This window comes from Bacillus sp. GM2 (assembly GCF_056155945.1).
This window is the reverse complement of record NZ_JBRKSZ010000007.1, coordinates 1,448,644-1,461,940: the sequence shown is the minus strand read 5'-3', so window position 1 is coordinate 1,461,940 and position 13,297 is coordinate 1,448,644. Positions and strand designations below refer to the sequence as shown.

Genomic DNA, 13,297 nt, shown 5'->3' with positions numbered 1-13,297 from the left:
ATCAACGCCTCTTTCTGATCGTATTACCCGCGTTTGGAATGCCGCAAGCGCTCACATAGCCGACAACGGACAAGATGATAAGCGCTGCATTAAGCACGACCGGGTTAAAAGGTTGGGCAAAAGATCCGAGATCAGCCATTCCCGCCGATGCCGAAAGCAGCACAAGCAGGGCGATATGCAGAAGGAACCACTTCCTTTTCCGGCCTGGATAAAGCCATAACACACCGACCATCACCTCGGCCAAACCGATAAGCTTCAGGAGCATTTCGGGATGAAAACGGCCGCCCGTGAAAGCTGAAAGCATGCTGATTTCCTCAGGATGAGCCGTAATAAGCTTTGGAACAAGCCCTTGGTAAATCCAGACGAAAGAAAACAGCAGACAAACGAGCCAATAGATCAATGTTTTTTGAAAAAGCAGCCTTGGGTGAAGTCCTTTTTCAAGCCAAATCTTCAGCGCAGCAAAGCTCCAGGCCGTCGCCCAGCCGATGAGCGGCCTGAATGCCATATCTGCAAGCCGGCCCAGCCTCCCGTAACGGGTGTCATAATCGTATTGTGTCATAAACGTGATCCCGGTTTCGCTCTCGCTGTATTTCCAGTATCCTCTGCCTTCGCGAATGACAGAAAGCGGGTGGTTTGTAGCGAACTTGAGTGACGAGACTCTGTCTCCCGTGTCTTGATATACGTTTCCGACAGACTCTCCTGTACCGGAAATTTTTAAGCCGAAGCCGATTCTCGTTTCGTATAAAAACCTTTGCGGTTCACCCGGTCTGCGCTTTAAATAGGTAATGTCCGTAAATCGCAAGTCCCATTGCCGATGGAGGGCAGGATCTTGGGTATAGCGCCATAGCCGCTCCATATCTGTCTGGATAGATATTTCTACGTAAATCGGAGTTTTTTTCATTACGCACGCCCTTTTGTGAATATATTCACAATAACAGCATAACATGGAACACATCATGTGTGAACCAATTTTTGCATATTCAGCCTCTCTTTGCCGACATAAAAAAATCCTCGGCTGTTAGGCCAAGGCAATTAGTGGCTGGTTAAGCCTTCTCATACCTATGACTCAAAAAATGGAAGAGCCATACGACAATCATACTAAATTTTCGAAAAAATGTAAACAATTAAGGGGGAAATTCCCTTGTTTATTCGGTCTGATAGACAGCAATGCCTTTTAAGAAGGCACGGATTGTCAGATCAAAACTTTCTTCTACATAATAAGGAAGACCGAACGCATCGTGTTGCCTGAGTGTTGCAAATCCATGCATGATGCTTCTCAAGCCTCTGACCGCATGGATCGTGAAGTCATCGTCTAAATGATAGTCTTTCAGAACGGAAAGCACCAAGGCGAGGATTCTGTCTCCTGCTTCGTCAAGCCGTTCATCTTCATCAGGCATTGCAATAAAAGTTGCTTCATAAAGCCCCGGTCTGTTTTTGGCAAAAGCGACATATGCATGAGCCATTCTGCTGACAGCCTGATCCTCTTCGGCTCCCTGGACAGCAGAAGCCATGTTTTCATAAAGTATCGTCAAGCCGTAAAGTGCGAGTTCTTTCCGTAAGTCGTTCAATCCTTTTATATGATTGTACAGAGACGGAGGTTTGACATTCAGCCTTTTGGAAAGAGAAGCAAGCGTCACTTCATGAATGCCTTCCTCATCAGCAAGAGATGCCGCAGCTTCCAATACTGCATCTTTATTCAACCCGATTCGCGGAGACACGATTTCTTCATCCTTTCCTGATCAATTTGATATATGCTTCGTTTATCGCTTTTTTCATCGCTTGAGCCGGATCATGGACAAGATCGCCGTGGCCGGCGGCAAGCGCCTTCGGTTTTAAATCTAACAGCTTTTGCGCGCTTTCTAAAGCGATTTCTTTGTCCCACGTGGCCAAAGCCGGAAAAGGAAATGAAAGCTTTAAATGCCCCGATACCGTCATGCCGCTTCGCGTATGGTAGGCGTCACCGACTATTAGAAGACCGCTTCTTTCATCAAAAAACGAAATGCTGCCAGGTGTATGCCCGGGTGATGAAACGGTCAGCAATGAACCGATCCTGTCTCCTTCCTTTAAAAGGATATCAGGATTTGTCTTGATGTTTTTCGGAACGCCTCCTTTGATTGTTCCGCGCTCCCCTTCCAGCATCTTTGTATCACCTTTTAACAGACGCGCATCCCGTTCAGATATTGACACCTTCACACCGGGAAGGCTGTAGTACAGCGCGTCAAGCGAACCGACATGGTCGCTGTGGGCATGGGTCAGCAAAATCCGTTTAATCGGCTTGCGGAGATGATCCGCAGCCTTTAAAATCCCTGTTTTGCTGATCGGAATCCCTGTATCAATTAATGTAAGGCCGTCTTCTTCATCTGCTAAATAACAGTTGACAGGAAATATGCGCGGAAAAAAAGTCAGCTGGTAGACAGATTCAAATCGGGTAATCCTCATCGCTTTCACCTCTTCGATCAAAATAAAAAACTAATACCGTTAGTTTTCATTTTAAAACTAATGGTATTAGTTTTGCAAGCATTATTTTTTTCGATCGACAGCAACATAGATGGTAACTTGAGCGTTTTCGGGATTCTCTGCTTGTTCATCATAAACTTCAAAATCTCCGGTATAAGTACGAAGATTTTTTTCATCCCATGTCCAAATCTCCTGCCAAGTTTCAAACACGACCTCCTCGATCCTCCCCCGCTTTGAAACAAAAACGGCATATTCGGATGCAGGGAGCGAAATGAGATTCGCCGCTTTTTCATGCTGATCAACGAACGTTCCGATTGAAAATGTATATGTCCCGTGTTCGTCCGTCTCATAATCTGCATAAAGTGCGATCGTGTCTCTCCTTATGTCCTGGCGTTCAGTATGCAGAAATTTTTCACGGTATAAACTCCACATAGAAGGAATTTTACCTTTTTCGGATGCTTCATCACGGTTGCTTGTCACGGTCGATATCCCGCTGAATAACTTTGCCTTCTGTTTTTCGAAATGAGAAAAGCTCATCTTCTCTGCCCGCCTTTCGTTTGCGTATCCGCCGTCCACCGTTTTAAATGAGGGAGCGTCCGCTCCAAAAGCGCTCTCGCTTCGGCCTCGGTTTTTCCCTCTTCTTTTATATAAGGAACACAGATTTCGATCATATCTTTCAATGTCGCATCCGGATGTGTATATGCTCCGTTTTCATAGCAGTACATACAGTAGTCGCGATTCTTCCCCCCGTCCTTTTCTGTGCCGAAAAGTTCGCTTATCATCGGCATGCCGCAGCTTTGGCAAACATAATGTTCCATGTTTCATTCCTCCTTTTTCTTCATCATACAAAAAGAAACCTGACAGCATCGTGTCAGGTTTCATATAAATGTACAATTTGATTAGCTAAGTTTTTTATTTTTTGACGGATGCGGGGAGGTGCGAGAACTTCGATATGTGTTCCAAATTGGAGCAGAAATCCGTACAGCCATTGATCTTCCGGATAAGAAACGGTTGCCACGCATTGTCCGTTTTCATAAGTGAGCGCTTCGGAGCCAAACCATTCTCTCGCCAAAGACTCTCCCGACGGCTTAATGAGAAGGGTCAACTCGGTCATATTGTCCGGTTTGTACCATGATGTTTCCCAAGGAAGTGAAGACAGATCAACTTCCTTTCTTTCAAACTTTTCTTCAAGCATCCGCACGTCTTTCATACGCAACAGTTTAAAGAAGCGAAACGCCTGTCTCTTCAGGCAGAACGCATACAAATACCAGTGCCTTCCCTTTAGGACGAGGGTATGCGGCTCCGCTTTCCTTGTTCCGGTTTGCCCCTCTCTGTTCACGTATGTAAAGGAGACCGCCCGCGTGCTGTCTGCCGCCCCATCTAACAAGCGGATCTTTTCTTTAATGACAGGACTTTCTCCCCAGGAAGAGATGTCAACAAACCATTTTTCCGTTTTCTTGCGGAATTCCGGCATTTCTTCTTCGGAAACGAGAAACCGGATTTTTTCAAGGGCAGAACCGTGATGAAGCACTCCATACGTCGAAGAAACGCTTTCCAAAGCCGTAGTAATGGCAGCCAGTTCGTCTGCAGAAAGCAGTTTATTTTCGAGCCGAAACCGCTCCATGATGCTGATCCCGCCTCCCGCTCCCTGTGAGGTGACAATCGGAATGCCCGCCTGGTTGATCGCCTCGATATCCCGGTAAATCGTTCTGACAGAGACTTCGAACATGCCGGCAAGCTTTTTTGCCTGCACCTGGCGTTTATTAATCAATAAAATCACAATGGCCAATAGCCGGTCAATTTTCACCGCAGATCCCTCACATTCATCTTACGCTGCCTATTTTCATTCTAAAGCACACACCATTTTGGAATATCATGACAAAAAAGGGGATCTCATCACCCAATTATTTAGAAAATCACTTTTCCTGTTACGATTTTTACAGTTTGGACATATACTCCTTAAAAAAGGAGGTTTTAAAAACATCATATTTTATTTTTTACAGTTTTTCGTCATTGTGTCCTTCGTCTATATCAAGTTCAAACGCTCAGTCGGCTATCAGCCTTTAAAGCCGGCACGCATGCTGTTCCGGATCATCCTCTTTTCGGGAATTTTCGTTTTTCTGCTGACGATGAGCGCACTACACCCTTTATCATACTTCTATGATCTGATTGGGATTGCGCTCGGGCTCCTCTTGACCGCCTATGCGCTGAAGCATGTGTCAATCGAAAATCGGGACGGCATCCTTTATTTCAGAACGCATTTATGGATTGAATTGATCGTACTTTTGTTATTTTTATACCGGTTTCTTTACCGGATCGCCGAGATCGGCCAGCTCCAGACTGCGGTTTCAAACGGGGGTTCAGCAGCGTACGGCGCCCTTTTTGCGCAGGATCCGGCGACGATGATCGGTTTTTTTGTACTGGCCGTTTATTATGTCGGTTTCTCTTTTTTTGTTTTAAAAAAAGGGAGAATCGAAGAAAAACGCTCAGCGTAAAAGGCAAACTCGGGATGTGGAGTTTGCCTTTTCATAAGCTTTAGTCATGCTGTGTATGATCGATCATCTGCTGAAGTACATCGAGGACATGCTGGTCTTCTGGGGAATAAAAAATGGAAGTCCCTGCCCTTCTTGATTTGACGAGACGAAGGTTTTTTAAAAACCTGAGCTGGTGAGAAACGGTTGACTGCAGCAGACTCAGCTTCTCCGCTATTTCATTGACCGAATGTTCGCCTTGTGAGAGCAGGTGAAGAATTTTGATTCTCGTAGGGTCTGAGAGCGCTTTAAACGTCTGTGAAACGAGAAATAAAGTTTCTTCATCTAACTCGGCCCGCACCTGTTTTTCTGTTGTTTCCTGATTGTGCTCACTCATGCTTTTCACCTTTTCCGCGCAACTTTTACCTTCATATCATATACCAAAACATACCGGTTGAAAAGTTTTATAGCCAGGGAACAGATCAAGTCGAAAACAGCGTCCCCTGAAGCGCTTCTGCATACCTTGCGGCTGACAGCTGTACACGTTCTCCGGCACTGTTTTCCACTAAGCGGCGAAAAGCGCCGTACAGCCGGTTGAATGGAACATTTTTTAATTGATCAGCCATTTGCTCCACTTTGCCGGCGGGAAGAGGAATCAAATTTGGATAGCTGTACATAAAACTCACCCATCTGCGATCTTGAACGACTTGGATAATGTCTCCTGAAAGGAGGATTCCCTTGCCTCCGTTTCCGTTTGCCCAATGGCAGACCGCTCCCCCTTTAAAATGGCCGCCAAGCCGGTGCAAAGTCAACCCGCTTGACAGTTTGAGGGAATCGCCGGACCAAAACACAATCCGGCTGCTCGGCCGCTGCACCCATTGTTTGTCATCTTCATGAATATAGATCGGAGCATCAAACTTTTCAGCCCATTCCGTTTGTGCAGCATAATAATGCGGATGTGATAAAGCGATCGCCTGGACTCCGCCCATTCGCTCGATGTTCTCAAACGTCCGCTGATCCAGGTATGTTATACAATCCCACAGCAAGTTAAAACCGGGCTCCTGTATCAGGTATGCCGATTGACCGATGCCGAATTCGGGCGTTGTCGTCAAACTGTATAGGCGCTCTTCTTCCAATGAGATCTCGTTTTGAAACCTTCCGCTTTGCTTCATTTCTTCCAGCGTTGTCCAAGCTTGCCCTGAATGATTGACATACTGTCTTTCTTCATTGCAAATAATGCATTCCGCCGGCTCTTTCGGAGCAGTGTCATATTGTACACCGCACGTCGTGCAAATATAGTTAGTCAAAATTGCTCCCTCCCCTTTCAAACTATATTTTACCATCTTCTTCACATATACATGATTTTTTCGCTTCTATATGCAGTCTATTATTCATGATATCCAGGCTGATCTGTCCGCATCATCCTGAAACGTGAAAAAAGCGTCCGCTGATCCGGACGCTAGCTGCCTTCTTGCTGATACATATGTTCAAGCTGTGAAAATGAAATATCGCCGGCCGCACAATCTACAGCGGCATCGACTACCTGATCAAAGCGATCGGCCGAAGCGCTTTTCTCTTTTAACCGTTGTTCATAGCGTTCGAGCTCTTCCTGCTGTCTTCTTAAATCCTCTTCTTTTCCATCATAATCAGATGCATTCATCGTCTCCATATTTCTTTTGACGGCTTCAACATAGCCTCTCAATATATCCATGTCTTCATACTCCTTGCCTTTTTTCAAAGGGTTTGCAACATTTATTATTTTTATACGGGAAAAAGAGGTTTTATACGGTTGCTCAAGCGCAAAAAAACAGATAAAATATGTCTTAATTTCTGTATTTTTTACATAAGGGGATTTAGAAGTCATTGAAAAACGAAACTGCGCTTAAACGAAGTCTTACACTCGGCCCGCTCGTTGTGATCGGCCTTGCTTATATGGACCCGCTCGTCGTATTTGATTCATACGGAGTGGTCGCACAACTGACAAAGGGACACGTTCCGGCGGCATACATATTCACTGTTGCCGCACTCCTTTTGACCGCTTTGAGCTACGGCAGCATGGTCAAGGCCTATCCACAAGCGGGATCGGTTTATACATATGCATATGAAAGCATTCATCCGCATGCGGGATTTTTAGCCGGCTGGACGATCATGCTGGACTATTTATTTTTGCCGATGGTCAATTTTGCGATCGGCAGCGCTTATTTGACGGCGGCTTTTCCTGAAGTGCCGCATGGTTTTTGGGTCGTTCTGCTCGCTTTATCGATTACCGTTGTCAATATTTTAGGCATCAGACTAACGGCAAATATTACAGGGCTGTTCGTCGCTTTTCAAGTGATCGTCGCCCTGACTTTTGCCGGTTTTATGATCGCCGGGCTCGCAGACGGTCTCGGGACGGGCGAGCTGATGTCAGCCGATCCGTTTTTCCGTTCTGATATCGAGCCTTCCCTGATTGTATCAGGAGCGACGATTTTGTGTTTTTCGTTTCTTGGCTTTGATGCGATTTCCACCATGTCTGAAGAAATGGTCAACCCGAAGAAGAACATTCCGTTGGCCATCTTTTTAACAGTAGCGATTGGCGGAACGCTGTTTACGGCGATTTCTTACTTGATGCAGCAAATCTATCCGTCCTATGATAGCTTCCGGCACGCCGATTCGGCATCGCTGGAAATCGCCCTATATACAGGAGGCGCTTTTTTAAAGTCCTTCTTTTTGGCGGGAACAATGGTCGCTGTCATTTCATCCTCGCTTTCTTCGCATGCGAGCGCTTCGCGGCTTTTGTATGCGATGGGGCGGGACAGCTCTCTTCCGAAACGCTTTTTCGGCTATGTGCATCCGACTTTAAAGACGCCGGTGTTTAATATTATGTTCATCGGGCTGATTTCATTGACGGCCATGATCGGGGAACTCGAGGTCATCTATTCATTCATCAGTTTCGGCGCGCTGATCGGATTTATTTTTGTCCATTTGTCTGTCATCGGCCATTACTACATTCGGAGGCAGGAAAAAGGCTTTTTAAAAACGCTTCGTTATTTGGTTATGCCCTTTTTAGGGGCCTCTTTCTGCGGCTGGCTGCTGCTTAGCATCAGCAAAAATGCGCTAATAATTGGAGCCGGCTGGCTGATTGCCGGTTTTATATACTTTTTGTTCAGGATCCGTTCTCTTCCGGACGTCACATTCGGCTTTGATCGCGATCCGCGCTAGAATGGTATATCACTTGGTCTTCTTGTAGAGATATGTCATAATAAATGAGACTGTATACTGTTTTGCATCAGGGCGCTACAGAGGTGAAACCATTGAAGAAAAAGAAATCAGGATGTTTAGCCGGAGCTGGCTGTTTGTCATTTTTTGTGTTTGTTCCATTGATCATTTTCTTTGCCATCTCCGGTCTGGAACAATTAAAATGGCTTCCTCTTGACACTGAATCTAATATTCTTGAGAGATTAAAAGATTACAAGCCTCTTGTTGAAGAAGAACTCGATAAACAGGGTCTTTCACAATACACCGGTCTTTTATTGGGCATGATGTATCAAGAGTCAAAAGGCAGAGGCGGTGATCCGATGCAGTCGTCGGAATCTCTCGGCATGAAGCGAAATGAGATTGACGATCCAAAAGCAAGCATTAAGCAGGGTGTGCGCCATTTTACAGTAATGTATCAAAAGGGACAGAAAAAAGGCGTCGATATTGAAACGATTATCCAAAGCTATAATATGGGGGCCGGTTATATCGACTATGTCTCAAAACACGGCGGAAAGCACTCTGAGAAGCTGGCAAAGGCATTTTCCGAAGAACAAGTCAAAAAGAACCCCGACCTGTACAATTGCGGCGGGGATACAAACAATTTCCGCTATCCTTATTGCTACGGGGATTACTCTTACACGGAAAAAGTAATGGAACGCACAAAAAAAGTCGAAGAACATATCGAAGGATTAACACTTGAACATTGACAAAGCGGCTGGCTGGGTGATTTTTCGCCCGGCTTGTCCTGTTTTGGAGGAGCGAACGAAAGCATCGCCTGCAGACGCATGCCATGCTTGTCATCAGTTCGCATATTCCCCGTGAACGCTTCGATCCATCCGTCTAATCCAAAAAACCGCCTTTTTTCAGCATTTCTTTTACTTCCTCTTTTGAGATTAAAAAGTCTTTTGAGCTCAAGTTATCTGTTTCTAAAGGCTGGCAATCCGCATACTTTTTATGAAGCTCGGGCATTTTGATTGCAGGAAGCACCACCGCGAGGTCATCTGTAAATGAGACAGCATGCTGCCGTTCATGAGGTGAAATCAGCAGTTCATGAAGCTTTTCCCCCGGCCTTGCCCCCGTTTCTGCGATGGACGTTATTTCGTTTCCATAAGCTTCGATCAGCACCTCAGCCATGTCTAAAATTTTGCAGGCCGGCGAATTCATAATGAAAATTTCCCCGCCTTGGCCGCTTTCAGCCGCTTTTAATAAAAGCCGGATCGTTTTTTCCTTCGTGAGGAAGAAACGGGTCATTCTTTTGTCTGTGATGGAGACCTGGTTCTTTTCCCTGATCTGGTCTTTAAAAAGCTGAAGAACGCTTCCGCTGCTTCCGAGCACATTTCCTCCCCTTACACAAATAAAATCCGTGTCTGAATAGAGATGGTTCGCATATACGATCAGCTTCTCGCCGATCGCTTTCGTCATACCGTAAAAGTTGGCAGGATCAGCCGCTTTGTCGGTCGAGACGTTGATGACTTTTTTAACGCCGTTTTCGATCGCTGCTTCAATAACGTTTTCCGTCCCTGTGACATTCGTTTTTAATGCTTCTAGCGGCTGTTCTTCACACACCGGCACATGCTTCAGCGCTGCTAAATGAAAGACATAGTCGACACCTTTTAATCCTGTGTTCAGCGCTTTCCGATCTCTGATATCCCCGATGAAAAACGTCAGCCTCGGATCTTCAATCTGCCTTCTCATTTGAACTTGTCTTTCTTCATTTCTGGAAAATACAATGAGCTTTTTAGGGTTTAAGGATAGCAGCTGAAGAATGAGTTCCCGGCCCCATGAGCCTGTTCCTCCAGTAATGAATATCGTTTTATTTTCAAACATCCGCTTTTTCTCTCCCTTTGTGCCTTAGTCAATCATTCTCATCGGCAAAAAACTAACGAATCGTTATACCTTGGAACATTTCACTCCAATATGGGTCATTTGATTGCCAAATTTCTTGATCAGGAAGTTCGACAGCGCATACGTTCTTTAACGGCCAGTGATTTTCAACAATACCCGATACATTTGTGTGATTGATCAAAAGAATGCTGAAATCGTTTGTAACCAAATCAGAGAGCACTTCTTCAAGCTCTTTTGCTTCCTGCATTGTGCCGCTTGTTCTGACAAACAACGCGCGCTGTGCAGTCGATGTCTTTTCTAAAAATCTGTTAAATCTCCTGTTAAATTTTTCTATCACTTCATGATAAGTAGCCAGGTTGTCGAGTGTATTTCGATCCGCTTTAAAATCGTGGGCCGAGTCAATGCAATAATGATCATCCGTAACCGAAATAAAAGGATCTTTAGTGGCAACTCCTGTGGAATACCCCGTCACTCTCAAATTTATAGGATCCATAAAGCCTTCAAATCGGTTTCGTATCAGTCGGCACAGATCCGGCAGCGACGAGGAGCCGACCCAATCAAACGGCCCCGCATAAGGCCTTTTATTCATTTTTCTCAGCTGGAGAGCTGTCAGGCATAAATGCCCCAAGCTGAAAATCGCATCATATTCGCCCTGTATCTCTTTTAAATTCATATTTTCACTCCTTGTGCTTACTGACAAAAGATGGCCGTTATAAGTAGCTAATGATAGGAAAGAGCATGTGGTCTTTATAACATATTATGTCGGTGTAGCAAATTGGTAAAAGACAATTACCTAACATAGCCTCCTAAATTCAATCAGCCTTGATAGATTTATAGGCTTAATAAAAACCTTCGGAGCTCCGAAGGTTGATTGTGAAGAATTAATTATTCTGTTTTTGTATGATTTTGTGTTTTAAAGAAATTCAATGTGGAATCATTTGGAATTGTATAATTCTCTGGAAGCGACTCTTTGATCGCTTCAAGCACTTTGTTATTGCTTTCTATAATTTTACTGTTCATTTCTTCAAAGCTCGCAGTTAATTCGTCTAATACTTCATTTTTGCTGTTTACATTAGTTGAGCTTTCTTCCGGTAAAGCCTCTGTGGTTTCAACAGGCTGTTCATTTGATCCAGCTGCCGAATTCGTCTGAGCGGCCTTTTCGGCTAATGCCTCAACTTTTTCTTTTTGAAACTCGAAAAGCAAATCCAAATATTTATCCCACCAATCGATATCCACTTCCTCTTTCGTCAGAAGTTCAAACAAATGCTTTTTAATTTCAGACTTCATATGACATATCTCCTTTATTTTAAAGTTTGCTGATAAATTTCCAAAACCTTGTTGACAGCTTCCTCCATATTCCAATATTCCATTGCAAACTTGTGCGCATTGGATCCTAAAGTTTTTCTGAGCGTCTCATCTTCCAACAACTGATTGATAGAGTCGCATATGGCCTGTGCATCTCCTTTAGGCGTAACCATACCGGTCACATTGTGTTCGACGATTTCAGGAAGACCTCCGGCGTCGCTGACAATGACAGGAAGTCCGGCTAATTGTGCTTCAATTACAGACAGCGGCTGATTTTCGAGAAGACTCGCAAAACATACACATCAGCAATTGAAAGAAGATAAGGGACATCATCGCGCTTTTTCATAAACACGACATCATTTTCCAAACCGAGCTGTCTGCATAGAATTCGCAGTCCCGCCATTCTCTCTCCGTCGCCGGCAATCCAGCATACCCAATCATCCCGAACCTCTTTTAAATGTGAAAGTGCGGCAAGCAGATGCTGAACACCTTTGTTTTCAACGAGCCTACCTGTGAAAAGGATAATTTTCTTATCTGTTTGCGGTATTTCTGCTGACGACTTTATATCCTTTCGTTTTAGAAAGCTATCAATATCATAGCCATAATGGAGAACGCTGATTTGTTCCTCCGGTGTATCGAATTCCTTAGTCAGCAGATTTTTTAACCAATTGTTGGCAACGATTGTGGTGTCAGCCGAAACAGCGCCGACCCGTTCAAGATGGTCGAAGTACGCCCCTGCAACGTCAGAATTAGATCTTCTGTGGATCGTTGTAAGCTGGTGTCTGATTTCATGGGCCACACTCCCGTGAAGCGTTGCGACAAGCGGTGTGTTTTTTGGCTTCACTCGTTTCAGACAGCCGCTTGAGATGACATCTTGGGCATGGATCAGATCGTATTTTTCCAATCCTAAATAAATGGCTGCAAGTTCGTAAACATAGCGCTGGATCTCTGTAAAGTGAATCAATTGATTGTCAAATATTTGCGGAAAAGATTGTTGATTGACCGATTGCTCAATCATAGGCATCAGCTGTTCTTTTTCGACCTTGCGATTTTCGTTTACAATATGAACAATCTGATTCTCCTCTCCATATCCAAGCAAATCGACTTCATGTCCCATAGATTCGAGCGATTCTTTCAGTTGGACCATATATGTCCATACACCACCTACATGCGGAATACTCCAATAAGTGGCAAGAAGAATTTTCATAAGCATCTCCCTTTTTCATTTCTATCCAATGCTCTAATTATTTATATTGGTGATTGTCATATCTTGTGTAGGACGGATATCCAATTAAGAAAGATTATTTTTCAAGAGGCTGCTAAAAGAAAAAATCCGCTCTCCTTTTATAAGAGAACGGATTTTTCTTTTAGTAATAGGGGGAAATCATCATATAGACGAGAACACCTGTCAGGCTGACATACAGCCAAAGCGGCATCGTCCAGCGGGCGATTTTGCGGTGGCGTTCCACCTGCATGCTCAGGCCTCTGAACAGTGTAAACAAGGCCAAGGGAACGATTAAAGCGGACAAGACAATGTGTGTGATCAAAATAAAATAGTAGATCGGTCTTATAATCCCTTCCCCGCCAAAATGAGTGTCAGGCATTAATGAATGGTAAGTTAAGTATGAAACGAGAAAGATGAACGTTGTCGTAAAAGCGGCAAAAATAAACCGCTTGTGCGCCTTAATGTTTTTCTGTTTAATCATGATCAGTGCAGCCACTAAGAAAATGAATGTGAAGCTGTTGCAGACTGCGTTCAAAAGCGGCAGAAAAGTCAAATCCAAGTGAGCGAATTTGTCGCTTTTCGGCATGAAAAACAAGAGGGCAATGACTCCGTTTATGATAATCGTCAGAGCAACAACAATGCCTGTATAGTTTTTATTTTTTTGTGTATGGGTCATATCGGGCAATCTCTCCTATTTGTGCAAGCTATCAAAATCGTATTCAAATTCAGGAGGAATGTCAACGTTTTCGGCTTTTCG

Annotated in this window: 16 protein-coding genes and 1 pseudogene; 3 read left to right on the top strand and 14 right to left on the bottom strand. The window is 44.4% G+C overall.

Translation table 11 applies throughout. From position 1 onward, the window contains the following. Position 1: 1 nt before the first annotated feature. From ACVC9U_RS08470 to ACVC9U_RS08445, 6 genes are all read right to left on the bottom strand, one after another. On the bottom strand, positions 2-901 hold the full coding sequence (locus ACVC9U_RS08470) for a DoxX-like family protein (protein ID WP_075754305.1): 900 nt from the start codon (positions 899-901) through the stop codon (positions 2-4). 244 nt (positions 902-1,145) lie between these two features. Further along, complete coding sequence (locus ACVC9U_RS08465; protein ID WP_441390567.1) at positions 1,146-1,718, bottom strand: TetR/AcrR family transcriptional regulator; 573 nt, start codon at positions 1,716-1,718, stop codon at positions 1,146-1,148. Positions 1,719-1,725: 7 nt separating this feature from the next. Further along, the gene (locus ACVC9U_RS08460) at positions 1,726-2,439 is read right to left on the bottom strand and encodes an MBL fold metallo-hydrolase (protein ID WP_075754301.1); all 714 of its coding nucleotides are present in this window, start codon (positions 2,437-2,439) and stop codon (positions 1,726-1,728) included. A gap of 81 nt (positions 2,440-2,520) precedes the next feature. Then, entirely contained in the window at positions 2,521-2,994 is a 474-nt protein-coding gene (locus tag ACVC9U_RS08455) for a GyrI-like domain-containing protein (protein ID WP_075754299.1), read from the bottom strand. Next, on the bottom strand, positions 2,991-3,275 hold the full coding sequence (locus ACVC9U_RS08450) for a zinc ribbon domain-containing protein (protein ID WP_075754297.1): 285 nt from the start codon (positions 3,273-3,275) through the stop codon (positions 2,991-2,993). The genes ACVC9U_RS08455 and ACVC9U_RS08450 overlap by 4 nt, the downstream gene beginning before the upstream one ends. A gap of 53 nt (positions 3,276-3,328) precedes the next feature. Further along, complete coding sequence (locus ACVC9U_RS08445) at positions 3,329-4,264, bottom strand: helix-turn-helix transcriptional regulator (protein ID WP_441390564.1); 936 nt, start codon at positions 4,262-4,264, stop codon at positions 3,329-3,331. 145 nt (positions 4,265-4,409) lie between these two features. Between ACVC9U_RS08445 and ACVC9U_RS08440 the strand changes: the two genes are divergently transcribed. Beyond that, positions 4,410-4,952 carry a CcdC protein domain-containing protein gene (locus tag ACVC9U_RS08440; protein ID WP_474077340.1) on the top strand — a complete coding sequence of 181 codons (543 nt, stop codon included), beginning with the start codon at positions 4,410-4,412 and terminating at the stop codon, positions 4,950-4,952. Positions 4,953-4,992: 40 nt separating this feature from the next. On the opposite strand, the gene czrA is transcribed toward ACVC9U_RS08440, so the two are convergent. From czrA to ACVC9U_RS08425, 3 genes are all read right to left on the bottom strand, one after another. Next, positions 4,993-5,325 (bottom strand): Zn(II)-responsive metalloregulatory transcriptional repressor CzrA, encoded by a 333-nt coding sequence (gene czrA / locus ACVC9U_RS08435; RefSeq protein WP_003182557.1) that lies wholly within the window; start codon positions 5,323-5,325, stop codon positions 4,993-4,995. Positions 5,326-5,410: 85 nt separating this feature from the next. Beyond that, positions 5,411-6,235 carry an MBL fold metallo-hydrolase gene (locus ACVC9U_RS08430; RefSeq protein WP_075754293.1) on the bottom strand — a complete coding sequence of 275 codons (825 nt, stop codon included), beginning with the start codon at positions 6,233-6,235 and terminating at the stop codon, positions 5,411-5,413. A gap of 152 nt (positions 6,236-6,387) precedes the next feature. Continuing rightward, the gene (locus tag ACVC9U_RS08425; protein WP_023855704.1) at positions 6,388-6,639 is read right to left on the bottom strand and encodes a YnfE family protein; all 252 of its coding nucleotides are present in this window, start codon (positions 6,637-6,639) and stop codon (positions 6,388-6,390) included. Positions 6,640-6,791: 152 nt separating this feature from the next. Here ACVC9U_RS08425 and ACVC9U_RS08420 point away from each other — a divergent pair, with 152 nt between their 5' ends. Both ACVC9U_RS08420 and ACVC9U_RS08415 read left to right on the top strand, forming a co-directional pair. Then, complete coding sequence (locus ACVC9U_RS08420; RefSeq protein ID WP_441390561.1) at positions 6,792-8,129, top strand: APC family permease; 1,338 nt, start codon at positions 6,792-6,794, stop codon at positions 8,127-8,129. Between the two features lie 92 nt (positions 8,130-8,221). Next, positions 8,222-8,872: a lysozyme family protein gene (locus ACVC9U_RS08415; RefSeq protein WP_009328096.1), complete on the top strand. Its 651-nt coding sequence runs from the start codon at positions 8,222-8,224 to the stop codon at positions 8,870-8,872. Positions 8,873-9,005: 133 nt separating this feature from the next. On the opposite strand, the gene ACVC9U_RS08410 is transcribed toward ACVC9U_RS08415, so the two are convergent. The 5 genes and pseudogenes from ACVC9U_RS08410 to ACVC9U_RS08390 form a co-directional block, all read right to left on the bottom strand. After that, positions 9,006-9,992, bottom strand: a complete 987-nt coding sequence (locus ACVC9U_RS08410) for a polysaccharide biosynthesis protein (RefSeq protein WP_441390558.1) — start codon at positions 9,990-9,992, stop codon at positions 9,006-9,008. A 52-nt stretch (positions 9,993-10,044) separates the two neighbouring features. Further along, a complete protein-coding gene (locus tag ACVC9U_RS08405; RefSeq protein WP_075754285.1) occupies positions 10,045-10,683 on the bottom strand; it encodes a papain-like cysteine peptidase in 639 nt (212 codons plus the stop codon). 212 nt (positions 10,684-10,895) lie between these two features. Next, positions 10,896-11,297 (bottom strand): hypothetical protein, encoded by a 402-nt coding sequence (locus tag ACVC9U_RS08400; RefSeq protein ID WP_128739445.1) that lies wholly within the window; start codon positions 11,295-11,297, stop codon positions 10,896-10,898. A 14-nt stretch (positions 11,298-11,311) separates the two neighbouring features. Next, a pseudogene (locus ACVC9U_RS08395) lies at positions 11,312-12,522 on the bottom strand (glycosyltransferase family 4 protein). A 160-nt stretch (positions 12,523-12,682) separates the two neighbouring features. Then, positions 12,683-13,216, bottom strand: a complete 534-nt coding sequence (locus ACVC9U_RS08390; protein WP_020451765.1) for a DUF420 domain-containing protein — start codon at positions 13,214-13,216, stop codon at positions 12,683-12,685. Positions 13,217-13,297 lie beyond the last annotated feature (81 nt).

Coding starts and splice junctions, on each gene's coding strand:
- ACVC9U_RS08470 (WP_075754305.1), bottom strand. CDS start 901: ATGAAAAAAACTCCGATTTACGTAGAAATATCTATCCAGACAGATATG.
- ACVC9U_RS08460 (WP_075754301.1), bottom strand. CDS start 2,439: ATGAGGATTACCCGATTTGAATCTGTCTACCAGCTGACTTTTTTTCCG.
- ACVC9U_RS08455 (WP_075754299.1), bottom strand. CDS start 2,994: ATGAGCTTTTCTCATTTCGAAAAACAGAAGGCAAAGTTATTCAGCGGG.
- ACVC9U_RS08450 (WP_075754297.1), bottom strand. CDS start 3,275: ATGGAACATTATGTTTGCCAAAGCTGCGGCATGCCGATGATAAGCGAA.
- czrA (WP_003182557.1), bottom strand. CDS start 5,325: ATGAGTGAGCACAATCAGGAAACAACAGAAAAACAGGTGCGGGCCGAG.
- ACVC9U_RS08425 (WP_023855704.1), bottom strand. CDS start 6,639: ATGGATATATTGAGAGGCTATGTTGAAGCCGTCAAAAGAAATATGGAG.
- ACVC9U_RS08410 (WP_441390558.1), bottom strand. CDS start 9,992: ATGTTTGAAAATAAAACGATATTCATTACTGGAGGAACAGGCTCATGG.
- ACVC9U_RS08405 (WP_075754285.1), bottom strand. CDS start 10,683: ATGAATTTAAAAGAGATACAGGGCGAATATGATGCGATTTTCAGCTTG.
- ACVC9U_RS08400 (WP_128739445.1), bottom strand. CDS start 11,297: ATGAAGTCTGAAATTAAAAAGCATTTGTTTGAACTTCTGACGAAAGAG.
- ACVC9U_RS08390 (WP_020451765.1), bottom strand. CDS start 13,216: ATGACCCATACACAAAAAAATAAAAACTATACAGGCATTGTTGTTGCT.